The 22781-nt window shown below is 70.7% G+C and carries 17 protein-coding genes; 9 read left to right on the plus strand and 8 right to left on the minus strand.

From position 1 onward, the window contains the following. Positions 1 to 96: 96 nt before the first annotated feature. Together LQ938_RS13520 and LQ938_RS13525 are read left to right on the plus strand one after the other, a co-directional pair. Positions 97 to 1428 carry an ABC transporter substrate-binding protein gene (locus LQ938_RS13520; protein WP_223723042.1) on the plus strand — a complete coding sequence of 444 codons (1332 nt, stop codon included), beginning with the start codon at positions 97 to 99 and terminating at the stop codon, positions 1426 to 1428. A gap of 80 nt (positions 1429 to 1508) precedes the next feature. Continuing rightward, positions 1509 to 3665, plus strand: a complete 2157-nt coding sequence (locus tag LQ938_RS13525) for an alpha-galactosidase (RefSeq protein ID WP_223723043.1) — start codon at positions 1509 to 1511, stop codon at positions 3663 to 3665. Positions 3666 to 4023: 358 nt separating this feature from the next. On the opposite strand, the gene LQ938_RS13530 is transcribed toward LQ938_RS13525, so the two are convergent. Continuing rightward, positions 4024 to 4989, minus strand: a complete 966-nt coding sequence (locus LQ938_RS13530; protein WP_223723044.1) for a LacI family DNA-binding transcriptional regulator — start codon at positions 4987 to 4989, stop codon at positions 4024 to 4026. Between the two features lie 66 nt (positions 4990 to 5055). Here LQ938_RS13530 and galT point away from each other — a divergent pair, with 66 nt between their 5' ends. After that, positions 5056 to 6222, plus strand: a complete 1167-nt coding sequence (gene galT / locus LQ938_RS13535) for a galactose-1-phosphate uridylyltransferase (RefSeq protein WP_223723045.1) — start codon at positions 5056 to 5058, stop codon at positions 6220 to 6222. Further along, positions 6219 to 7400 carry a galactokinase gene (gene galK, locus LQ938_RS13540; protein WP_223723046.1) on the plus strand — a complete coding sequence of 394 codons (1182 nt, stop codon included), beginning with the start codon at positions 6219 to 6221 and terminating at the stop codon, positions 7398 to 7400. The genes galT and galK overlap by 4 nt, the downstream gene beginning before the upstream one ends. A gap of 144 nt (positions 7401 to 7544) precedes the next feature. Here the strand turns inward: galK and LQ938_RS13545 are convergent, their stop codons facing one another. After that, positions 7545 to 9764, minus strand: a complete 2220-nt coding sequence (locus LQ938_RS13545; RefSeq protein WP_223723047.1) for a glycoside hydrolase family 3 C-terminal domain-containing protein — start codon at positions 9762 to 9764, stop codon at positions 7545 to 7547. Between the two features lie 102 nt (positions 9765 to 9866). Here LQ938_RS13545 and LQ938_RS13550 point away from each other — a divergent pair, with 102 nt between their 5' ends. Both LQ938_RS13550 and LQ938_RS13555 read left to right on the plus strand, forming a co-directional pair. After that, complete coding sequence (locus LQ938_RS13550; RefSeq protein WP_223723048.1) at positions 9867 to 10478, plus strand: TetR/AcrR family transcriptional regulator; 612 nt, start codon at positions 9867 to 9869, stop codon at positions 10476 to 10478. Continuing rightward, positions 10475 to 11941: a carboxylesterase/lipase family protein gene (locus tag LQ938_RS13555; RefSeq protein WP_223723049.1), complete on the plus strand. Its 1467-nt coding sequence runs from the start codon at positions 10475 to 10477 to the stop codon at positions 11939 to 11941. Before LQ938_RS13550 ends, LQ938_RS13555 begins: the two co-directional genes overlap by 4 nt. Positions 11942 to 12327: 386 nt before the next feature. Here LQ938_RS13555 and LQ938_RS13560 read toward each other — a convergent pair whose 3' ends face one another. Further along, the gene (locus tag LQ938_RS13560; RefSeq protein ID WP_223723050.1) at positions 12328 to 13161 is read right to left on the minus strand and encodes a DNA-methyltransferase; all 834 of its coding nucleotides are present in this window, start codon (positions 13159 to 13161) and stop codon (positions 12328 to 12330) included. Beyond that, positions 13158 to 14207: a lipoate--protein ligase family protein gene (locus LQ938_RS13565; protein ID WP_223723051.1), complete on the minus strand. Its 1050-nt coding sequence runs from the start codon at positions 14205 to 14207 to the stop codon at positions 13158 to 13160. The genes LQ938_RS13560 and LQ938_RS13565 overlap by 4 nt, the downstream gene beginning before the upstream one ends. Positions 14208 to 14307: 100 nt before the next feature. On the opposite strand from LQ938_RS13565, the gene LQ938_RS13570 reads away from it, so the two are divergent. Beyond that, positions 14308 to 15921 carry a DHA2 family efflux MFS transporter permease subunit gene (locus LQ938_RS13570; protein WP_223723052.1) on the plus strand — a complete coding sequence of 538 codons (1614 nt, stop codon included), beginning with the start codon at positions 14308 to 14310 and terminating at the stop codon, positions 15919 to 15921. Between the two features lie 63 nt (positions 15922 to 15984). On the opposite strand, the gene LQ938_RS13575 is transcribed toward LQ938_RS13570, so the two are convergent. Further along, positions 15985 to 16836: an alpha/beta fold hydrolase gene (locus LQ938_RS13575; protein WP_223723053.1), complete on the minus strand. Its 852-nt coding sequence runs from the start codon at positions 16834 to 16836 to the stop codon at positions 15985 to 15987. An 87-nt stretch (positions 16837 to 16923) separates the two neighbouring features. Between LQ938_RS13575 and LQ938_RS13580 the strand changes: the two genes are divergently transcribed. Both LQ938_RS13580 and LQ938_RS13585 read left to right on the plus strand, forming a co-directional pair. Beyond that, positions 16924 to 17403: a MarR family winged helix-turn-helix transcriptional regulator gene (locus LQ938_RS13580; protein ID WP_374197486.1), complete on the plus strand. Its 480-nt coding sequence runs from the start codon at positions 16924 to 16926 to the stop codon at positions 17401 to 17403. Between the two features lie 5 nt (positions 17404 to 17408). Next, a complete protein-coding gene (locus LQ938_RS13585; protein ID WP_223723054.1) occupies positions 17409 to 18728 on the plus strand; it encodes an MFS transporter in 1320 nt (439 codons plus the stop codon). A 456-nt stretch (positions 18729 to 19184) separates the two neighbouring features. Here the strand turns inward: LQ938_RS13585 and LQ938_RS13590 are convergent, their stop codons facing one another. From LQ938_RS13590 to LQ938_RS13600, 3 genes are read right to left on the minus strand one after another with little or no spacing between them, the layout of a single operon-like run. After that, positions 19185 to 20030, minus strand: coding sequence for a transglutaminase family protein (locus tag LQ938_RS13590; RefSeq protein ID WP_223723055.1), 846 nt, complete (start codon positions 20028 to 20030; stop codon positions 19185 to 19187). Then, entirely contained in the window at positions 20027 to 20959 is a 933-nt protein-coding gene (locus LQ938_RS13595) for an alpha-E domain-containing protein (RefSeq protein WP_223723312.1), read from the minus strand. The genes LQ938_RS13590 and LQ938_RS13595 overlap by 4 nt, the downstream gene beginning before the upstream one ends. After that, positions 20953 to 22662: a circularly permuted type 2 ATP-grasp protein gene (locus LQ938_RS13600; protein ID WP_223723056.1), complete on the minus strand. Its 1710-nt coding sequence runs from the start codon at positions 22660 to 22662 to the stop codon at positions 20953 to 20955. Before LQ938_RS13600 ends, LQ938_RS13595 begins: the two co-directional genes overlap by 7 nt. Positions 22663 to 22781 lie beyond the last annotated feature (119 nt).

The raw sequence follows: 22781 nt of genomic DNA on the forward strand, positions 1-22781 counted from the left end.
AACGACCCGTCCGGCACCCTGCCGGTCGGAATGGACCGCTCGGCACCCTGCCGGTCGGAATGGACCGCTCGGCACCCTCACCAAGAAAGGATCGAAATGCAGCACAAGACCACGAAGGCGGCGGCAGCCGTCCTGCTCTCCTCCCTCCTGCTCGCCGGTTGCTCGTCCGGCGGCGGGAACTCCGGTGGCGACGCAGCCGCAGGCGACTGCACGCCCGCCGGCGAGAACGTGACCCTGGAGTTCACCTCCTGGATCCCCGGCATCGAAGACGTCGTCGACATCTGGAACCAGGAGAACCCCGACATCCAGGTCGAGGTGCAGACCGGCCCGAACGGCAACGGCGGCACGTACCAGAACTTCTTCAACCAGATCGCGGCGGGCGATGCTCCCGACCTCGGTCAGATCGAGTACGACGCCCTCCCGAACTTCCTCGTGCAGGACGGACTGGAAGACATCGGCGGCTGCGCCGACGTCGTCGCCGCGCAGGACCAGTTCGTCGACTGGGCGTGGGGACAGGTGAGCCTCGGCACCGAGGGCAGCGTCTACGGCATCCCGCAGGACATCGGCCCGATGGCTCTGTTCTACCGTTCCGACCTCTTCGCCCAGAACGGGATCGCGATCCCGACGACGTGGGAAGAATACAAGGAAGCCGCGAAGCAGATCCGCGCGCTCGGCGGCTACATCACGAACTTCTCCACCGCCGACATCAACCAGTTCGCCGGATTCGTCTGGCAGGCGGGCGGCCAGTGGTTCGCGAACGACGGCGACGCCTGGGACGTGACGCTGACCGACGACGCATCCGTCAAGGTCGCCGACTACTGGCAGGAACTCATCGACGAGGACCTCGTGTCGTCGTACCCGGCGTGGACCGACGAGTGGAACAACGCCTACAACTCCAGCGAGGTCTGGACCTGGAACTCCGCCGTCTGGGGGGCCAACTCGATCTCCTCGGGCGCACCCGACACGGCCGGCAACTGGTCGGTCGCCCCGCTTCCGCAGTGGTCCGCGGGCGAGGCGGTCGCCGGCAACTGGGGCGGTTCGTCGATCGCGGTACTGAAGGGCAGCGAGCACCTCTACGAAGCGACGAAGTTCGCCCTGTGGCTCAACACCTCGGATGAGGCGCTCACCGCGCTGAACGAGTCGGCCAACATCTACCCGGCGACGACCAAGGGCCTGACCCTGCCGTCGCTCGCGGAAGGTGTCGACTTCTACGGCGGTCAGAAGATCTACGACGTGTTCGCGGAGGCAGCCACCGAGGTGTCGCCGAACTTCACGTGGGGTCCGACCATGACGCAGACCTACGCCGACGTCTCGGACGGGTTCAAGTCGGCCGTGACCGGCAGCGGTACGCTGTCCGACGCGCTGACGAAGGGCCAGGAGTCCACGATCGCGACGCTGAAGACGCAGTCGATCCCGGTCGCCGAATAGTCACCTGATACACAGCACCCCGCCCGCGGACGCCGAAAGGCGTTCGCGGGCGGTCCGTACGTCCAAGGAGCATCCGCATCATGCCGAACGAGACCGGCGACACGATCACCCTCGCGCACCTGCGGGCCGCGGGAACGAGCCTCGTGGTGGCCTGCGATGCCTTCGCCCCACGCGTGCTGCACTGGGGCACCGAACTCACCGACGCCGACGCCGCGCTCCTTCTCGACACGGATGCCGGCGCCGTCACCTTCAGCTCTTTCGATGAGCCCCGACGATTCCCGGTGCTGCCGGTCGAGTCGGACGGCTGGTCGGGCACGCCCGCGCTCGCCTGGCACCGGGCGGGGACCGCATCCGCCCCGCTCCTGCACTTGCGCGCGGTCGATGCCACCGCGACGACGCTGCGACTCGGGTTCACGGATGCGGTCGCCGCTGCCGACGTCGCCCTCGACTACGCGATCGATGTGGACGGCGCCCTGACCGCGCAGCTGCAGATCACGAGCACGGCGGATGCGGCGGCCCCGCCGCTCGATCTCACCGCCGCCCGCATCCTGCTCCCCCTGCCCGCGCGGGCGGAGGAGATCGCCGACCACACCGGCGCGTGGACGGGCGAGCGTCGCCCGCAGCGCCTGCCCGTGCGCGACGGCGCGCACGTGCGGGCGGGGCGCCGCGGCCGACGCGGCCACGATGACGCGTTCGTCACGCTCGTCGGAACTCCCGGTTTCGGGTTCCGCGACGGAGAGCTCTGGGCGGCCCACCTCGCCTGGAGCGGCGACACCGAGATGATCGTCGAGCGCCTCCCCGAGGGCGCGGGCGTGCACACGTCCGTTCTGGGCGGCGGCGAGCGACTCCGGCCCGGGGAGATCCGGCTCGCCAGCGGCGACACCTATCGCTCGCCTCTTCTGTACCTCGCGCACAGCACGCGCGGGATCGACGGCGTCTCGGAGCGGCTGCACGGTGCCGCCCGCCGACTGCCCGGCCACCCCGACACCCCCCGGCCGCTCGTTCTGAACACGTGGGAGGCCGTCTACTTCGATCATCGCCCCGAGCGCATCGCCGAGCTCGCCCGCGCCGCCGCCGACATCGGTGTCGAACGGTTCGTGCTCGATGACGGGTGGTTCGCGGGGCGTACCGACGACCGCCGCGCACTCGGGGACTGGGTCGTCGACACCGCCAAGTGGCCGGACGGCCTCCGCCCGCTGTCCGACCTGGTGCACGGACTCGGGATGCAGTTCGGGCTCTGGTTCGAACCCGAGATGGTCAACCCCGACTCCGACCTCGCCCGCGCGCACCCCGACTGGATCCTGTCGGCGCATCCGTCGCCGCCTACCTGGCGCCACCAGCTCGTGCTCGACCTCACCCACCCGGACGCCTGGGCGCACATCCTCGCGCGACTCGACGCCGTGATCACCGAGGTGGGCGTCGACTTCGTCAAGTGGGACCACAACCGCGACCTGCACGCCGCCGTGTCGCCGCATTCCGGCCGGGCGGCGGTGCACGCGCAGACCACCGCGTTCTACGCGCTCGTCGACGAGTTGCGCCGCCGGCATCCGCGCCTGGAGATCGAATCCTGCGCGAGCGGCGGGGCCCGGGTGGACCTCGGCGTGCTCCGTCGCGCGCAGCGGGTGTGGGCGTCGGATTCGAACGACCCGATCGAACGGCAGACGATCCAGCGGTGGACCGGCGTGCTCGTGCCACCCGAAGTCGCCGGCGCCCACGTCGGGCCGCCCGTCGCCGAGACCACGCACCGCGCGGCGTCGATGTCGTTCCGCCTGATTACCGCCCTGTTCGGACACGCCGGCATCGAGTGGGACGTCACGACGTGCACGCCCGACGAGCGCGACGCCCTCCGCAGGTGGGCCGCGCTCTACCGCGAGCTGCGCCCGCTCCTCCACCACGGACGCACTGTACGCACCGACGAGGTCGACCCCGGCAGCATCCTGCACGGCGTCGTCAGCACGGAGGGCGACCACGCCGTATTCGCCTGGGTGCGAACGGCCACCTCGGCGGTCGCGTCGACACCGCGCACCCGGATCCCCGGGCTCGACCCCGAGAGCCGCTACGAACTGCGCCCGCGCACCGAGGTCGGCGCCGCCGCGCGGCATGCGGTGCACGACCCCGCGTGGCTCGCGGACGGCGCCGGGCTCACCGCATCCGGTCACTTCCTCGCCGAGGTCGGCGTACCGCTCCCGCTCCTCGCGCCGGGCGCCGCGATGCTGTTCGAGCTCCGCCGGGTGTAGCGCGGACTCGCGCCGGCGCGGCCGGAGGCTACTGCGGGCGCTAACTCCTCCAGATCGGCACGCAACGACGGCTTCGCCACCCGAAACGCGCATTCTGGAGGAGTTAGCCGGCGTCACACGCCGAGCCTCGGCGGCAGAGCCCGAACTCCAGTGCCGCTGACCGCGCTTCAGCGGCACAGCCTGAGCATCAGCGGCACTGGCCGGACCAGGAGCCCGGGAGCAGCCCAGGACGGGCGCTTCGCTCCGGGCGAGCGCGCTAACTCCTCCAGAACGGCACGCAACGACGGCTTCGCCACCCGAAACGCGCATTCTGGAGGAGTTTGCCGGCGGCAGGCGCCGAGCACCTCGCCGACACGGATCAGGAGCTGGCGCGCACGACCAGGGTCGCGGGCACCTCGGTACGCCCGACCTCGGCGTTCTCCTCGAGCAGGCCGACCAGCACCTCGACCGCGCGCGTGCCGAGCGCGTCGAAATCCTGACGGACGGTCGTGAGCGGCGGGCGGTACTCGGCGGCGTCGACGACGTCGTCGAATCCGACGACCGCGACATCGTCCGGCACTGACCGGCCCGCGTCGGCGAGCGCCCGCAGAAGCCCGAGAGCCATCTGGTCGTTCGCCACGAACACGGCGGATGCGGCGCCCAGCGCGGCTCCCGCGGCGTACCCGGATGCGGAGGTCCAGTCGCCCCGCACCGCCTCGGCGACGGGGGCTCCGGCATCCGCCAGCGCCTCCTGCCACCCGCGCTCCCGCTCGACCGCCGCGAATGACGATCGCGGCCCGGCGAGGTGGTGGACCGTCGGGTGACCCCGTTCGAGGAGGTGCGCGACGGCCGCGCGCGCTCCCGCGGCGTGATCGGTCTGCACGATCGCGAAGCGGTCGTCGGCGGGCGAGTCGACCACGACCAGCCGGAGCCCCGCCGGCGGAGCGCTGTCGCGCGCCAGCCGGGTGGCCTCGTTCAGCACGACAGCGCCGTCCACCCCCTGTTCGCGCAGACGCGCGAAGGCGTCGGCGATGTCGCGCGAGCCGGCGACCGTGACGATCGCGAGTGCGTAGTCGCGGGCCGAGGCCGCCTCGGCGATCGCCTGCAGCATCCGCGAGTTGCCGACCGAAGCGAGGGTGGAGACGACGAGGCCGATCGTGCGGGTACGCCCGGTGCGCAGCGCCTGCGCCGCGCGGTGCACCCGGTAGCCGAGCGCGGCCATGGCCGCTTCGACCCGGGCACGCGTGACGGGATCGACGCGGGGACTCGCGTTGACGACGCGCGAGACGGTCTGCGCGGAGACGCCGGCGTGCGCCGCGACATCCGCCATCGATACTCGCGACATGCGTTCTTCCCCTCGCGCTCCGCTGATCATGTTGACGATAGCATCCGCGGAATATAGCGTGTTATCGTGAACACACCTCAGCAGCCCGCCGTGACGCTCGGCGCGGGCGTCGTCAAGCGTTCGACCCGTCTCGCCGACGGTCGCGAACTCGTCTACTTCGACGACCCCGACACGACGCTCGGTGCCGAGCGCTCCGTCGACACGCGCGATCTGGCGCCCCGCCCCGAGACGGCCACGATGCGCCTCGACGTCCTCACCGGCGACTGGATCTCGATCGCCGCGAACCGGCAGAACCGCGCATTCCTGCCGCCGGCCGAGCTCGACCCGCTGGCCCCGCAGTCGCCGACGAACCCGTCGGAGATCCCGTCGCTCTACGACGTGGCCGTCTTCGAGAACAAGTCGCCCTCGTTCGGGCCGGCCCTCGCGACCGAGACCGACGACGTCCCGGCCGGAATCGACCCGCCGCGCGGCCTCGCCGACCTCGCGGAGTACGGCCTCGGCCGCACCCGCACCTCGGTCGGACGCACGGAGGTCGTGTGCTTCAGCCCCGCGCATTCCGGCTCGTTCGGCACGCAGACCGTCACCCGCGCCCGCACCGTGATCGAGGCGTGGGCCGATCGCACGGCCGCCCTCTCGGCCCTTCCGGGTATCGAGCAGGTGTTCCCGTTCGAGAACCGCGGGCAGGAGATCGGGGTGACCCTGCAGCATCCGCACGGCCAGATCTACGCCTACCCGTACGTCACTCCGCGCACGCAGCGGCTGCTGACCGCGCTCGAGTCCACCGGCCCCGACCTGTTCGACCGCATCCTCGAGTTCGAGTCCGCGAGCGACCGCGTGGTGCTCTCGGGCGAGCACTGGACGGCGTTCGTGCCGTTCGCGGCGCGCTGGCCGATCGAGATCCACCTCGTGCCGCACCGTCACGTCGCCGATTTCGCCGAGACCTCGGATGCGGAGCGCGACGAACTCGCCCCGCTGTATCTGCGGATCCTCCGCGGCGTCGACGCCCTCTACGACACACCGACGCCGTACATCGCCGCATGGCACCAGGCGCCGGTGCGCGTCGGGCGCGACGGTGCGCGCCTCCACCTCGAGCTCACCTCGCCGCGCCGCGCGGCCGACAAGCTCAAGTACCTCGCCGGGTCCGAGGCCGCCATGGGCGCCTGGATCGGCGACGTTCCCCCCGAAACCGCGGCCGCTCGCCTGCGCGAGGCCATCGAAGGAGTACAGCTGTGACCGGAACGGATGCGGCATCCGCCGCCCGCGACCTTTTCCTCCGCGTGACGGGCGCCGAGCCCAGCGGCCACTGGTCCGCGCCCGGACGCGTCAACCTGATCGGTGAGCACACCGACTACAACGACGGTTTCGTGCTTCCCTTCGCGATCCCGCACCGCACGCACGTGCAGCTCGGCACCCGGGCGGACGGCCGCATCCGCGTGGTGTCGACGTTCGACGAGGTGCCGGTCGAGGTGCCGCTGGCCGACCTCGCTGCGCTGTTCCCGGATGACCGCGAGAGCGTACCGGAATGGTCGCGGTACCCGCTGGGCGTCGCGTGGGCGCTGCTGCACGCCGCGGGGCGCGACGCCGACGTGACGGGTGTCGACATCGCGATCGCCTCCGACGTGCCGGTGGGGGCCGGGCTGTCGTCGTCGGCCGCGATCGAGAGCGCGACCGCGATCGCCCTCAACGACACCTGGGACCTCGGACTCGACCGGGTGGCACTCGCTCGGGTCGGGCGCACGGCCGAGAACGAGGCCGTCGGTGCGCCGACGGGGATCATGGACCAGATGGCGTCGATGCTCGGTGAGGCGGATGCGACCATCTTCCTCGACTGCCGCTCGCTCGACGCGAACGTGGTCGAGCTCGGCTTCGCGTCGGCGGGACTCGAACTGCTCGTGATGGACACGCGGGTTGCGCACGCGCACTCGACGGGCGGATATCGCGAACGCCGCGCCTCGTGCGAACTGGGCGCCGAGATCATGGGCGTTGCCGCGCTCCGCGATCTCACGGTCGGCGATCTCGCCGCGGCCGCCGAGAAGATGGACGATGTCACGTTCCGGCGCGTGCGCCACGTCGTGACGGAGAACCAGCGGGTGCTCGACACGGTGCAGACCCTCCGCAATTCGGGACCGCGCGCGATCGGTGAGCTGCTGGTCGCCTCGCACGCGTCGATGCGCGACGATTTCGAGATCTCGGTGCCCGAACTCGACACGGCCGTCGACGCCGCCCTCGCGGCGGGTGCGATCGGTGCCCGCATGACCGGCGGCGGATTCGGCGGCGCGGCGATCGCGCTGGTCGAGCGCGCGCAGGCAGCGGAGGTCACCGCATCCGTCACCCGCGCCTTCGCCGACGCGGGCTACGGCGCTCCGCACATCTTCGCCGTCACCCCGTCCCCCGGCGCCACCCGCGCCTGACCCCGGCTCTCTCGACCGCGAGACGGGATCTTCGCGCCGAGACAGTGGGGTAATCCCACGGTCTCGGCGCCCCGATCCCGTCTCGCTGCCGGATGCGGCGGATGGGCGGGCGCGGCGCGTGCGGGCGGGCGCGGAGCGCGCGGGTCAGGGGGCAGCGTTGGCGGAGGCGAGGAGCTCCTCGATCTGCGCGGTGCTCACCGGCGCGTTCGGGAACGCCGCGAGGCGGCCGATCGGGAACGACGCCATCATCCGCAGCATCCCCTGGTCGTCGCCGAACATCGGCTTCAGCGCCTCGCGCATGACCGGGCCCGCGACGGGGTTCTCGAGCAGGTCGCCGATCGACGAGTTCTGGCTCAGCGGCACCCGCACCGCGTCGCCCTCGAGCGTGACGGTCGTGCTCGCGCGGATGTCGCGGCTCGACGCGGCCACCTCGACCGTGTACTCGCCGCCCTCGACGACCCATTCGTCGACTCGGGTGTCCCAGTAGGCCAGATCGCCGCGGCGTACGACGAGTTCGACGCGGCGGCTCTCGCCGGGATCGAGCTGCACGGTTCCGAACGCCTTCAGTTCGCGCGGCGCGCGAGCGACGAGCGACTCGGCGAGCGACGTGTAGACCTGCACGATCTCGCGTCCTGCCACCTCACCCGTGTTGGTGAGAGTCGCCGTGACGACGACGTCGCCGGTCTCGGAGACGGATGCGGCGGCGTCGCTGTACGCGAACGACGTGTACGACAGGCCGTGCCCGAACGGGAACGCCACCTCGGTCTTCTTCGCATCGAACCCGCGGTAGCCGACGAAGATGCCTTCGCCGTAGCGCACGTGGCCGAACTCGCCGGGGAAGTACCCGAAAGACGGGGTGTCCTCCAGGCGCAGCGGGATCGTCTCGGTGAGCTTCGCGGAGGGGTTCACCACACCGAAGAGCACGTCGGCCGTGGCGCTGCCACCGGCCTGGCCGAGCAGCCACCCCTCGAGGATCGCGGGGACCCGGTCGGCGAACGGCAGCGCGACCACGCCGCCGTTCGAGAGCACGACCACCACGTTCGCGCCCGCCTCCAGCAGCGCGTCGAGCAGGGCGAGCTGCGCGGCGGGCAGATCGATGTGCTCACGGTCGAAGCCCTCCGACTCCTCCTCCGCCGGAAGCCCGAGGAAGAGGACGGTCGCGTCGGAGCCGGCAGCGGCCACGACGGCCTCCTCGCGAAGCGTCGCCGCGTCGCCCGATCCGTCGAGCGTGAACCCGGGGGCGAAGGCGACGTCACCGTCGGCGAGCTCGCGGATCGCGTCGAGCGCCGCGTCGAGACGCGTCGGGTTGATGAGCGACGAACCCGCGCCCTGGTAGCGGGGGGTCTCGGCGAAGGCGCCGACGACCGCGATCTTCGCGCTCGGGGCGAGCGGCAGCATCCCGCCGTCGTTCTTCAGCAGCACGATCGACCGCGATGCCGCTTCGTGGGCCAGCGCGTGGTGCGCGTCGACGTCGAGGACGTCCGCGCTGCGGGAGTTCGCGGTCTTCCGGATGAGGTCGAGCACACGGCCGGCGGCGATGTCGAGCGCCACCTCGTCGAGCGACCCTTCCTGCACCGCGGCGACGAGTTCGGCGTCGGTGCGTCCTCCGCTGGAGGGCATCTCCAGGTCGAGGCCGGCGGGCAGGCCCACGACGCGGTTGTTGACGGCGCCCCAGTCCGAGACGACGAGGCCTTCGAAGCCCCACTCGCCGCGCAGGACCGAGGTCAGCAGCCACGGGTCCTCCGAGGCGTAGACGCCGTTGATCCGGTTGTAGGCGCACATCACGGTCCACGGCTGCGCGTCTTCGACGACCCGCTGGAAGCCGCGCAGGTAGATCTCACGAAGCGGCCTCGGGTCGACATCGCTCGAGACGCGGAGTCGATCGGTCTCCTGGTTGTTCGCGGCGAAGTGCTTGAGCGAGGCGCCGACGCCGCGCGACTGGATGCCGCGGACGAGGCCCGCGCCCATCGCACCCGAGACGATCGGGTCTTCGGAGAAGTACTCGAAGTTGCGGCCGCACAGCGGCGAGCGCTTGATGTTGACGCCGGGGCCGAGGATGACCGCGACGTCTTCGATCGCCGACTCGGTGCCGAGCGCGACGCCCACGCGCTGCGCGAGCTCCGGGTCGAACGACGAACCGAGCGCCACCGCGGGCGGGAAGCACGTGGCGGGCACGCTCTCGGCGAGGCCGAGGTGGTCGCTCGCCCCCGACTGCTTGCGCAGACCGTGCGGTCCGTCGGTCATCATGATCGCCGGCACGCCCAGCCGCTCAATGGGCTTCGTGCGCCAGAAATCTGCGCCGCTCGTGAGCGCCGCTTTCTCCTCGAGGGTGAGGTCGTCCGTGGTGGGCAGGTTCTCCGTCATCGGAAGCTCTCCTTGATCGATGGTCGGCGGCGTCGCTCGTCAGAAAACCATACGTCCTTTGGTTTTCGAGGTGCAAGCACTGTTCGGCCTATTCTCGGTTCCATGGTTCAACGCGGTTCGTACGCCAAGGGTGTCGCCAAACGCGAGCAGATCCTGCACGAAGCCCTCGCGGTCATCGCCCGCGAAGGCTACCGCGGGGCGTCGGTGCGAGAGATCGCGGATGCAGTCGGCCTCAGCCAGGCGGGACTCCTCCACTACTTCGACAGCAAGGAGGAGCTCTTCGTCGAGATCCTCCGGGTACGCGACCGGGTCGACATGGCCGCGCTCGGCGGGGAGACGGATGACGCCGCCGATCTCGGCGCTCTCACCGACGGATACCTCCGCATCATCCGGCACAACACCGATGTTCCCGGGCTCGTGCAGCTCTTCGCCCAGATGGCCTCGGATGCGGCGGACCCCCAGCATCCGGCGCACGCGTACTTCCTCGAACGCGGGGCGATGTTCCGGTCCGGATGCGCCGCGGCCTTCGCCCGCGCGCAGTCGGCGGGCACGGTCACCGACCGGGTCGCGCCGGAGACGATCGCCCGCACGCTGCAGGCCGTGTGGGATGGTGCGCAGATGCAGTGGTTGCTCGACAGCTCGGTCGACGTCGCCGGCATCGTCGGGGCCTACCTCCACTCCCTCGCCCCCGCGCCGGAGGGGCAGCGCGCATGAACGATGCACCGGTGGTGCGAACAGCCTCGGGTCTGGTCCGCGGCATGCGACGCGAGGACTCCCTCGCCTTTCTCGGCATCCCGTTCGCCCAGCCGCCCGTGGGTGAGCGCAGGTTCGCCGCCCCGGTACCGATGGAGCCGTGGGAGGGCATCCGCGATGCCACGACGTTCGGGGCGACCGCGCAGCGGGGTGACACCGGCTTCACCCTGATCCCGGAGCCGTCGGTCCCGGGCGACTCCACGCTGAACGTCAACGTCTTCACCCCCGCCGCCTTGAGCGATACGCCGCTGCCCGTCCTGGTGTGGATCCACGGCGGCGGGTTCACCTCCGGAACCCCGTCGAGCCCCTGGTACGACGGCGGCACGTTCGCCCGCGACGGCGTCGTGCTCGTGGCCCTGTCGTACCGGCTCGGGTTCGACGGCTTCGGCGACATCGTCGGGGCGCCGAGCAACCGAGGAGTACGCGACTGGATCGCCGGTCTCGAGTGGGTGCAGGAGAACATCGCCGCGTTCGGCGGCGACCCCGATCGCGTGACGATCGGCGGGCAATCCGCGGGCGGCGGCGCCGTACTCACCCTCCTCGGCATGCCCGCCGCGCAACACCTCTTCCACGCCGCGTGGTCGGTGTCGGGCGCGCTCGGCGACGTGCCCGCGGCGGATGCGCGTGCCCGCGCGGTGCGCCTGGCCGACCTCGCGGGGGTCGAACCCACCCGGTCGGGCTTCGAGTCGGTCGCCGAGGAGCACCTCCGCGACCTGCAGGAGCGCGCCGCGCACATGCCGCGGCGCGACAAGCTCGTGGCGGTCCGCGAGATGCTGGCCGGACTCTCTTGGGGTCCGATGATCGACGGCGACCTCCTCGTCCGTTCGACCCGCGACGCGCTGGCGGCCGGCATCGGCGCCGATAAGCCGCTGCTGCTCGGCGCCGCCGACGACGAGTTCACGATGGTCACGGCCCGGATGCGGCGGATGCTGCGGTGGGTGCCGCCGGGGCTCGGACTCCGCGCGCTCGGCGTGCCCGCATCCGCGCGTCGTCGATACCTGCGCGCGAACCCCGGCCCGCGGCGCGGCGGCTCGCCCGCCCTGCTCGGGCGCTACGTGACGGACCGCATCTTCCGCGCGCTGGTGTCGGATGTGGCCGCGCTACGCGCCGAGGCTCCCGCGCCCACCTGGGTGTACCGCTTCAGCTGGGCCTCCCCCGTCATCGGGTGGGCGTGCCACTGCCTCGATGTGCCGTTCTGGTTCGACGCGCTGGGCGAGTCGCACGTCGCCGCGATCGCCGGCGACCACCCGCCCGCCGCCCTCGCGACAGCGATGCACGGAACCGCGGTCGGGTTCGTGCGGTCTCGCGCCGCAGCCTGGCCACGGTGGTCGGCGTCCGATAAGCCGACGCGCGTGTTCGGCGGCGCCGCATCCGCCCCCGCGGTGATCCCCGACGGGTACGCCGGCGCCGCCGCCCTCGCCTGACCCGCGCTGATCCGCGCTGATCCGCGCTGATCCGTCCTAACCTGCCCTGACCCGCCCTGACCCGCGGCGCCCGACCGGACCCGCCCAAACTCGCCGCAGGAGGGTGCTGCGGTGTCTCACGGGAGGTCGCGGCGCGCGGTGCGGCGCACGAATCTGCCGAAGCGAGGGGATCTGCCGAAGCGAGGACGGATGCGGCCCGAACGGCCCTCGCTTCGGCAGATCCCCTCGCTACAGCCGGCCATTAGCCCGCGCCGACCCCCTCGCGAGAGCGAAACCCCTCACCCCAGCAGGGCATCGGCCCCGCCAACCCCTCGCGACAGCAAACCACCCCAGCAGAGCTCGACCCCGCGAGAGCCCGCCGCACCCCGGAACCCGCACCCCGCACCTCACCCCGGTGGGATGAGCACCGCGCCGGGCAGGCGCTCCCGCATCACGGCGATGGCGGCGGGGTTGTCGTCCACGAGCACGGCGTCGCGACCGAGCGCGGCGGCCACGGCGCCGGTCGTGCCGCTGCCGGCGAACAGGTCGAGCACGGCGTCGCCCGGGCGGCTCGAGGCCTGCACGATGCGTCGGATGATGCCCTCGGGTTTCTGCGTCGGGTACCCGGTCTTCTCGCGGCCGGTCGTCGGCACGATCGTGTGCCACCAGACGTCGGTCGGCAGCTTGCCGCGCGCCGCCTTCTCCGGGGTCACGAGACCCGGAGCCATGTACGGCTCGCGGTCGACCGCATCCGCATCGAACCAGTACCGATCGGGATTCTTGACGTACACGAGGATCGTCTCGTGCTTCGGTGGCCAGCGCCGCTTCGTCTTGGCCCCGTAGTCGTACGCCCAGATGATCTCGTTCAGAAACCGTTCGCGACCGAGGAGCGCGTCGAGCAGCACTTTCGCGTAGTGCACCTCGCGGTAGTCCAGGTGCAGGTACAGCGTGCCGTCGTCGGCGAGGAGGCGCCAGGACTCGAGCAGTCGCGGTTCGAGGAACGCCCAGTAGCCCTGGAACTCGTCGGCGTACACCCCGAGATCTCCCCGGAGCCTCGTGTACTCGCGGTCGCGGAATCCGCGACGCACGTCGGGAACCGCAGCGTCGACGGCGGCGATCCGGGTGCGCGAACGCCCCGTGTTGAACGGCGGATCGAGGTAGATCACCGTGAACGCGCCATCCGGAAGCCGGCGCGCGACGGCGAGGTTGTCGCCCTGATGGATCGCGATCGATCCCGTCACGGAACGCGCTGCAGCCAGGCGTCGGTCGCGAACTTCGACGCGACGAGCGCCTCGGCCTCGGCGTATTCCTCTTCGGTGATATGTCCGGGAACGGCACCGTACAGGTTCGTGAAGGTGTCGATGAAGCGCTCGATGACGGCCTCGCGCGGCAGGCCCGTCTGCGAGCGGAGCGGGTCGACGCGCTTCGCCGCCGAGACGGTGCCCTTGTCGCTCAGCTTCTCGCGACCGATGCGCAACACCTCGGTCATGACCTGGCCGTCCATGTCGTAGCTGAGCGTCGCATGGTGCAGCACGCCGCCGTTCGCGAGCCGCTTCTGCGCGGCGCCGCCGATCTTGCCCGTGGGCGAGGCGATGTCGTTGAGCGGCTGGTAGGTCGCGTCGACGCCGAGCGAGCGGAGCGCCTGCAGCACCCACTCGTCGAGGAAGGCGTAGGAGTCGGCGAACGTCATCCCGGCGACGAGGGATGCGGGCACGTACAGCGAGTAGGTCACGATCGAGTTCGCGGCCATCATCATGGCGCCGCCGCCCGAGATCCGGCGCACGACGTCGAAGCCGTGCCGGGCCGCACCCTCGGGGTCGACCTCGTTCCGGTACGACTGGAACGACCCGATCACGACGGCGGACTCATTCCATTCCCACAGGCGCAGAGTCGGGTTCCGACGCCCGTCGCCCACGCGGGTGGTGAGCACTTCGTCGAGCGCGAGGTTCATGCGCGCCGAGACGGGCGCATCGTGCACGACCTCCCAGGTGAAGTCCTTCCAGCCGGGCGCCGTGATGAGCGCGCGCCGCACCGCGGTGCCGACCGACTCGGGGGTGAACCCGAGCAGCTGGGCTCCGGCCGGAAGCGCCGCGCGCACCGCTGCGGCGATGGCGGATGCATCCGTTTCGACGGGAAGGCCCGCGACGGCCGCGTCGATATCGGCGAGGGCGTCGTCGGGTTCGAGGAAGAAGTCTCCCGCCAGATGGAAATCCGCGATGCGGCCGTCGCGCACCTCCAGGTCGACCACCACGAGCTTGCCGCCGGGCACCTTGTATTCACCGTGCATGCTGACAGCCTAGGCCTGCTGCATCCGGGTGAAGAGGTGCCGCAGACACGCCCATCGGGTGTACTCTCGCTCCGAGATAGCTAGATAAGCGAGATAAATCATGTCGAACCGTTCATCGCGACGTTGGGTCGCCCTGGTCTTCATCAGCATCGCCGTGTCGCTGATCATCGTCGACTCGACGATCGTGAATGTGGCCGTGCCGTCGATCGTCGACGAGCTGGGCATCAGCTCCACCGAGGTGCAGTGGGTGCAGGAGGCGTACACCCTCGTCTTCGCGTCGCTCCTCCTCCTGTTCGGGTCGCTCGCCGACCGGTTCGGGCGCCGGCGTCTGCTGCTCATCGGCGTCGCCATCTTCGCCCTCTCCTCGCTCGCGGCCGCCACGGCGCCGAGCGGCAGTCTGCTGATCCTCGCGCGCCTGGTGCAGGGCATCGGCGGCGCCATGATCCTGCCGACGACGCTCTCGCTGATCAACGCGACCTTCCGCGGCCGGGAACGCGGCATCGCGTTCGCGGTGTGGGGCTCCACGATCGGCGGCATGGCCGCGGTCGGGCCCCTGCTCGGCGGCTGGTTGACGACGGCGTTCTCCTGGCGTTGGGCATTCGGCATCAACCTGCCGCTCGCGGTGATCATCGTGATCGGCGTGCTGCTGACGGTGTCCGAATCGCGCGAGTCGGCCCGTCGCGGCGTGGATCTGCTCGGCGCCGTGCTCTCGGTCACGCTGTTCGGCAGCCTCGTCTTCGCCCTCATCGAAGGACGCACCTACGGATGGTGGGACGCCACCGAGACGTTCTCGGTGGCGGGCATCGAGTGGCCCGGGAGCCTTTCGCCCGTGCCGGTCGCGTTCGTCATCACCGTCGCCTCGCTCGTCCTCTTCCTGCTCTGGAGTCGGCGTCGGCTGCGGCGTGGGCAGGCGGCGCTGCTCGATCTGACGCTGTTCCGGATCGGGTCGTTCCGCAACGGCAACATCGCCGCGCTCGTGGTCGCGCTCGGCGAGTTCGGCATCATCCTCTCGCTGCCGCTGTGGCTGCAGTTCGTGCTCGGGTTCGACGCCCTGCAGACCGGCCTCGTCCTGCTCGCCCTGGCGGTCGGATCGTTCGTCGCCAGCGGGTTCGCCGGCGCGACGAGCGGCCGCATCCGGCCGGTCGTCATCGTGCGCGTCGGCCTGGCCGCCGAGATCATCGGCGTCGCGTGGGCGGGGTTCGTGATCGGACCGGATGCGGCCTGGGGATGGCTCATCCCCGCACTCTTCGTCTACGGATTCGGCGTCGGACTCGCCACCGCGCAGCTGACCGGCGTCATCCTGCAGGACGTGCCGGTCGAGCTCTCCGGCCAGGGCTCGGGCACGCAATCCACGTCGCGGCAGGTGGGCGCGGCGCTCGGCGTCGCGATTCTCGGCACGGTGCTCTTCTCGAGCACCGGGGCAGTGCTCTCAAACGCCCTCGACGATGCCGGGGTGCCCGCCGACCAGCGCGATCCGGTCGTGTCGGCCGTCGTGGACTCGGCCGGCGGCGCCATCGCCGGGCTGCGCGCGAATCCGGAGACGGCGGCGGCCGGGGATGCGGCGGCGCTCGCCTTCTCCGACGGCACTCGCTGGGCCGCGTTCACCGCGGCGGGGTTCCTGCTGGTCGGACTCGCCACGACGTGGTCGCTCGGTCGCGGCCCCTCGGCCACGAGGGATGAACCGCGCCCCTCGGCCGAATCCTCCGCGGCTTGAGTCGCCCGGCGCGTTCGCGTCAGCCGCCCGGCGCGTTCGCCTCGGTCGCGCGGCGCGCTCGCGTCAGTCGCCGCGCGCCGGGAAGCGCCGGTCGAGCCAGGCCATCAGGTCGGCGCGGACGTCGCCCTGCACGGTCTCCTGGAAGATCTCGTGGCGCGCACCCGGGTAGACCAGGGTCGTCACGTCGCTGAGGCCCGAGCGTTCCCGATAATCGGCGGCCAGGCGGTGAACGCTCCGCGGTCCGCCGACCGTGTCGTCGCTGCCGACCATGAGCAGGATCGGAACATCCCGCCCGAGATCCCGACGCGGCCGGCCGAAGATCCGGAGCGCGTCTCGCAGACCGAACAGCTTCACCAGCGGCACGCTCGTCGTCAGCGGATCGGCCAGGAATGCCCGCCCCACGGCCAGATCGCTCGAGAGCCACTCCGTACCGAGCGCGCCCTTGCCCTTCCAGGGCGCGTTGAGATCACCGCCGTTCAGCGCGCCGGGTGTGCGCAGGGCCGACCCCGAGAGCACGACCGCGTCATACGCATCCGGATGCTGATCGAGCAGCATCTGCGCGAGGAACGACCCCCACGAGTGCCCGAGCAGCACGAGCGGCAACCCGGGGTGCGCGTCGCGGATCAGCCCGGTCAGCTGCCAGACCGCGTCGACGGCGGCGCGGTGGCCGCCGGGTCCGAGGCGGCCGAGGCGGTCCGCATCCGCCCACTGCCCCATGCCGGTCCGCCCGTGCCCGCGATGGTCGTCGGCGTAGACGGTGAAACCGGCGGCGGCGAGCGCCTCCGCGAGCACGACGTATCGGCCGGCGTGTTCGCCGACGCCGTGCAACAGCTGCACGACACCGCGCGGGGTGGACTGCGCCTCGTACACGTCGTAGACGATCGTGGTCCCGTGCGCATCGATGAACTCGGGCATGCGGCCGAGTCTATGGCCCCGGATGCGGTCCGCTCGCCCACCCGCGAAGACCCTTAGCAGGGCTAATGAGCTATGCTAAGGATCGACATGAGTTCTTCCGCACAGCCCGCTGATTCCGCTCCGCCCGCGGATGCTGCCGCCGATCCGGCCGACCACTCCGCCGATGCATCCGAGCTGCGGATGGCGACGTTCCGACTCGCCCGTCGACTGCGCGGCCAGCGCGCGGTCGACACCATGAGCGACGGCCAGTTCGCGGTGCTCGCGGGCCTCAAGGTGCACGGCGATCACACCCTCGGCGAGTTGGCGGCGCGCGAGCGCGTGACGGCCCCGTCGATGAATCGCACCGTGAACGGCCTTGAGGAGTCCGGTTACGTCATCCGCACCCCCGACGAGCAGGACCGTCGCAAGGTCAACATCTCGCTGACAGACGAGGGACGCGCGGTGGTCCAAGAAACCGTCCGCCGCCGCGACGCCTGGCTCGAAGAGGCCCTCGGACACCTCAGCGCGGCCGAGCGCGACATTCTCGGGCAGGCGGCGCAGATCATGCGGGGAGTCGCCGAACGATGAGCGCGATGTTCCGCTCCCTCGGACTCTTCAACTACCGCGTCTGGTTCATCGGCGCGCTCGTGTCGAACATCGGCGGATGGATGCAGTCCACCGCCCAGGACTGGGTCGTGCTCACGCAACTGACCGACAACGACGCGGCCGCGATGGGCGTGACGATGGCCCTGCAGTTCGGCCCGCCACTACTGTTCGTCGGAGCGACCGGGTGGGTCGCCGACCGGTTCGATCGGCGACGACTGCTGCTCGTGACGCAGTCCGCGCTGATGGCTCTCGCGGTGATCGTCGGCATCCTGCTGATGACCGGCGTGATGACGCTGCCGCTGATGTTCTGCTTCGCCTTCGCGTTCGGCCTGGTGAACGCGTTCGACGCGCCCGCACGTCAGGCGTTCGTGACCGACGTCGTGGCCCGCGAGAACGCGGCGAACGCCGTGGCACTGAACTCGGCATCGTTCAACGCGGCCCGGATGATCGGCCCGGCGGTCGCGGGCTTCCTGATCGTGCTCGTCGGCACGGGGTGGGTCTTCATCCTGAACGCCGCGACGTTCCTCGCCATGCTCGTGGCGCTGACGCTCATCCGTCGATCGGAGCTCGTGCCGCGCGCCCGCACGGCCGGCGGGGCGCGCCTGGCCGACGGATTCCGCTACGTCGCCGGACGACCGGACCTCGTCGTGACCTTCGTCATGGTGTTCCTGATCGGCGCCTTCGGGATGAACTTCCCCATCTTCGCCTCGACGATGGCGCTGGAGTTCGGCCAGCAGGCCGACGGATACGGCATCCTGAGTTCGATCCTCGCGATCGGTTCGCTCGCGGGCGCTCTGCTCGCCGCCCGGCGCGATCGCGCGCGGATGCGGGTCATCATGGTCGCCGCGGGCGGGTTCGGGGTGTTCTCGCTCATCTCCGCGGCGATGCCGACCTACGGCCTGTACGCCGCGTCGCTCGTGTTCGTCGGATTCGCGACGGTCACGGTGCTGACGACCGCGAACGGCTACGTGCAGACGACGACCGATCCGGCCCTCCGCGGCCGCGTGCTCGCGCTGTACATGGCCGTGATCATGGGCGCGACGCCGATCGGCGCGCCCATCGCCGGATGGGTCGCCGACACGTTCGGCCCGCGCGCGGCGATCGTCGTCGGCGCGGTGGCAGGGCTTGCCGCCTGCCTCGTCGGGGTGACATGGCTCGCACTCTCGGGTCGCATGCACCGCGATTCGGCGCACCGCTTCCGCGTCACGATCGACGAGACGCGGCCGATCCCCGTCGTCGCGCCCGAGGAGTTCAGCGACGCGGTCGCGAGCACGACCCCGATCCCCCTCCCCGAGCGCCGCCGCTAGCGGGCCGCACTCCCGAGCGCCGGGTCGCAGCTCAGGCGTCGCGTTCCGATGTTTGGGGCACAAAATTGCGTTCGGGGCACGATATTCACGCCCCAAACGAAGAATTGCGCCCCGAACCCGCGGATGCCGGGAACACAGGGTCAAGGTCGGCACTGACCGGTCGGGGCTCTCCACCCTTGCGTAGGCCCCGTATGGCTCCGAGTCGTCGGGTCCGACGCCCCCGAGCCGCCTCACACGCCCCATCCGTCACCACCAGCCCCACCGGTCCGACAACTGCGGAGCCGCGAAGCCGGAACAGGCCCCCCGGCACGGGCCATCGGCCGTCGACCACCCCGACGCAGGACATCAGGTCGACCGCCCACAGGGCGCTCCCGCGCAGGACCCCCGTCGACCACCCCGGCGTCCCGAAACCGCCCACAGACCGCCCCGGCACAGGGCCCCACAGGCGGGCCGAAGTCAGGCCTCGCGGGTGATCGTGACCTTGACGTGCAGGTTGCTCTTGAAGGGACCTGCGTACACACCGCGCAGCGGCGGCACGTCGTTGTAGTCCCGCGCCCGCCCGACCAGCACGTGCCGGTCGCCGATCTCGATATTGTTGGTCGGGTCGAAGCCGGTCCAGTCGCCGGCGAACCATTCCACCCAGGCGTGCGACTCACCCGTGACGGGCGTGCCGATCTCGGCCTGCGGCTTCGGATGCAGATACCCCGACACGTAGCGCGCCGGAATGCCGACCGATCGCAGTGCGCCGAGCGCGATGTGCGCCATGTCCTGACACACGCCCTTTCGCGCTTCCCATGCCTCGACGGCGGTGGAGTGCACCCCGGTCACGCCGTGCATGTACTCCACGGCGTCACCGATCGCGACGCAGATGTCGTGCGCGGCCCGGCCGGGATCGTCGTGCCGTCCGGCGATCGAGCGGGCGATCTCGGCGACCTCCGGATGCGGACGCGTCCGGTGCGTCTGTTCCAGCTGCTCGATGGTGTCGATGCTGCGCTCGGCCTCGACGCGCAGTCGGTCCCAGCTGATGCCGCTGTGCTCGATCGGGCGCGGACGCACCTCGACGAGCGAACGCGCCGTAATGCGCAACGCGCGGTGGGGCGAGAGCACATCGAACGAGCTCACCCGCGTGCCGAAGTAGTCGACGTAGCTGTTGACCGAGGTCGACGGCTCGATGTCGAGCGACGAGCTCAGCACGAACTGACTGTCGGTCGTGCCCGGCAGCATCCGGGCTTCGTTGTACGAGGCCGACACGTCTCCGCCGTAGCTGAAGCCCGTTTCGTGCTCGATGCGCAGGCGCTTCATGAGGTCTCTCCGATCCAGCTGGGTTCGGCCTGCGTCGGGAAGAACCGCTGCCGGATCGCGTCGGATGCTTCGCGCGTCACGGTCTGCACGCGCAGCATGTGGTCGGGGAGTTCCTCGAGGATCTCGCCGATGGGCTGGTATTCGAGATCGTTCCGGATGCGGCCGAGCGCGCGCAAGACGTGATTGGAGTGGCCGACGCGGTCTTCGCGCGGGTCGATCGCGCTGATGCACTCTTCGGCGCGTGAGATCGAGTAGATGATCGAGCGCGGGAAGAGGCGGTCGAGCAGCAGGAACTCGGCGGCGTTCCGGGCGCTGGGCATTCCGCGGTAGGTGCGGAGGTAGGCCTCGTACGCGCCGCAGGAGCGGAGGATCGTCGTCCACGACGGCCCGGATGCTTCGGTCAGCGACCGCGTCGCCAGCAGGCGTGCCGACATGTCGGCGCGTTCGATGGAGCGTCCGAGCGTGAAGAACTGCCAGGCTTCGTCGCGGCTCGTCGACGAGTCGACGATGCCGACGGCGAGCGCCGACCGCTCCCGCACCCACTGGAAGAACTCGTGCACCTTCTCGGTCTGCAGCCGTCGCGGCATCCGGGAATTGGTGGTGTTGAGGCACTCCCAGAGCTCGGTGGAGACGATCTCGCGCGCCCGCCGCGCGTTCTCGCGCGCCGCGGTGAGCGAGTACTGGATGCTGGAGGGGTTCATCCGGTCGACGGCGAGCCGGGCGAGCACGTGCTCGCGGGTGACGTCTTCGACGCCTTCCGGCGGCGACGATCCCATGACCGACAGCAACGACCGGCACGCGGTGTCCTCGTCGATCCAGGGGTCCTCGAGGAGCAGTTGCAGGTGCACGTCCAGGATGCGGGCGGTGCCGTCGCTGCGCTCGACGTAGCGACCGATCCAGAAGAGGCTTTCGGCGATGCGGCTCAGCAGCATGGCGCGCTCCCCTCGGCCGATTCGGCCTGCTGCTGCTGTTCCTGCTGATCGACGCGCGAGCGCGGACGATCGTGCGGGGAGTGCGAGACCTCGACGTTGGTGGCGGGGCCGGCGGCGGATGCATCCGTGATGATCGGGATGGCCTGCGTCACGGTCGACGCCTGATCGGCGACGAGTCCAGCGAGACCGTGCCCCTGCCCGTACTCGACCTTGCCCGGAGCGGCGCCGCCGACGATCCAGGTGTCCTTCGATCCCCCGCCCTGCGAGGAGTTCACGACCAGCTCGCCCTCGGGAAGAGCGACGCGCGTGAGGCCGCCGGGGAGCACCCAGATGTCGTCGCCGTCGTTCACGGCGAAGGGCCGGAGGTCGGCGTGCCGCGGGCGCATGCCGTCTTCGACCAGCGTCGGGATGGTGGACAGCATCATCACCGGCTGCGCGATCCAGCCGCGCGGGTCGGCGAGCAGGGTTTTACGCAGCGTCTCGAGCTGGGAGCGGGAGGCATCCGGACCCACGACGAGCCCCTTGCCGCCGGAGCCGTCGACGGGCTTCACGACGAGCTCGTCGAGCCGGTCGAGCACCTCTTCGAGCGCCGCCGGGTCTTCGAGCCGCCAGGTGTCGACGATCGGCAGGATCGGCTCCTCCGACAGGTAGTACCGGATGAGGTCGGGCGTGTAGGTATAGAGCAGTTTGTCGTCGGCGACGCCGTTGCCGACCGCGTTCGCGATCGTGACGTTGCCCATGCGCGCCGCGAGCATGACCCCGGGCGAACCCAGCATCGAGTCCGCGCGGAACTGCAGTGGGTCGAGGAACTCATCGTCGACCCGTCGGTAGATGACGTCGACCCGGCGCGGTCCGCGCGTGGTGCGCATGAACACGCGGCCGCCCATGCAGAGCAGGTCGCGGCCTTCGACGAGTTCGACGCCCATCAGGCGTGCGAGGAGCGTGTGCTCGAAGTAGGCGGAGTTGTAGACGCCGGGGGTCAGCACGACGACGTTAGGGTCTTCGATCCCGGGCGGGGCCGATGCGCGGAGCGCCGCGAGGAGTTTGTTCGGGTAGTCGCCGACGGGGCGCACCCGCATCGACACGAACAGTTCGGGGAGGGTCTGCGCCATCACCCGGCGGTTCGAGATCACGTAGCTGACACCCGACGGCACCCGCACATTGTCTTCGAGGACGCGCATCTTGCCGTGTTCGTCGCGGATGAGGTCGATGCCCGACACCTGGATGCGCACACCGTTGGCGGAGCGGATGCCGTACGCCTGGCGGTAGTAGTACTGGCTCGAGGCGATCAGTTTCGCCGGAATGACCCCGTCGCGCACGCAGTTCTGCCGGCCGTACGCATCGTCGAGGAAGGCCTCCAGCGCACGCACGCGCTGTTTGATGCCGGCTTCGACCTCCGACCACTCGGCGTAGTCGATGATGCGGGGCACGGCGTCGAGCGGGAACGGTCGTTCCTCGCCCGCGAAGTCGAAGGTGACGCCCTGCGCGAGGTAGGAGCTCGCCAGCGAGTCGGTGCGGCCGCGCAGCTCTTCCTGCGTCATGCGGGCCAGCGCCTGGTAGAGCTCGCGGTAGGCGATGCGCGACTCGGCGAGCGCACCGGGGGTGTCGGGGTGGCCGAACATCTCGTCGAACGCGGGCAAGCCCTGCGAGTTCCTTCGCGGCGCGAGAGTGGAGCCGTAGCCGTCGAAGAGGTCGCCCATGGAACCACCCTAGACCGGCCGATGTTGCCGTGATGTTTCGCAGCCAGGGGGTGGACGGCGCCCCCGACTCACCGCATCCGTCTCCGCCGATCGCGCGGGCTGGTGCCACGAGCGCGCTC

This window comes from Microbacterium sp. cx-55, assembly GCF_021117345.1.
In the GTDB taxonomy this organism is placed as follows: domain Bacteria; phylum Actinomycetota; class Actinomycetes; order Actinomycetales; family Microbacteriaceae; genus Microbacterium.

Coding starts and splice junctions, on each gene's coding strand:
- LQ938_RS13520 (WP_223723042.1), top strand. CDS start 97: ATGCAGCACAAGACCACGAAGGCGGCGGCAGCCGTCCTGCTCTCCTCC.
- LQ938_RS13525 (WP_223723043.1), top strand. CDS start 1,509: ATGCCGAACGAGACCGGCGACACGATCACCCTCGCGCACCTGCGGGCC.
- LQ938_RS13530 (WP_223723044.1), bottom strand. CDS start 4,989: ATGTCGCGAGTATCGATGGCGGATGTCGCGGCGCACGCCGGCGTCTCC.
- LQ938_RS13545 (WP_223723047.1), bottom strand. CDS start 9,764: ATGACGGAGAACCTGCCCACCACGGACGACCTCACCCTCGAGGAGAAA.
- LQ938_RS13550 (WP_223723048.1), top strand. CDS start 9,867: ATGGTTCAACGCGGTTCGTACGCCAAGGGTGTCGCCAAACGCGAGCAG.
- LQ938_RS13555 (WP_223723049.1), top strand. CDS start 10,475: ATGAACGATGCACCGGTGGTGCGAACAGCCTCGGGTCTGGTCCGCGGC.
- LQ938_RS13565 (WP_223723051.1), bottom strand. CDS start 14,207: ATGCACGGTGAATACAAGGTGCCCGGCGGCAAGCTCGTGGTGGTCGAC.
- LQ938_RS13570 (WP_223723052.1), top strand. CDS start 14,308: ATGTCGAACCGTTCATCGCGACGTTGGGTCGCCCTGGTCTTCATCAGC.
- LQ938_RS13575 (WP_223723053.1), bottom strand. CDS start 16,836: ATGCCCGAGTTCATCGATGCGCACGGGACCACGATCGTCTACGACGTG.
- LQ938_RS13580 (WP_374197486.1), top strand. CDS start 16,924: ATGAGTTCTTCCGCACAGCCCGCTGATTCCGCTCCGCCCGCGGATGCT.
- LQ938_RS13585 (WP_223723054.1), top strand. CDS start 17,409: ATGTTCCGCTCCCTCGGACTCTTCAACTACCGCGTCTGGTTCATCGGC.
- LQ938_RS13590 (WP_223723055.1), bottom strand. CDS start 20,030: ATGAAGCGCCTGCGCATCGAGCACGAAACGGGCTTCAGCTACGGCGGA.
- LQ938_RS13600 (WP_223723056.1), bottom strand. CDS start 22,662: ATGGGCGACCTCTTCGACGGCTACGGCTCCACTCTCGCGCCGCGAAGG.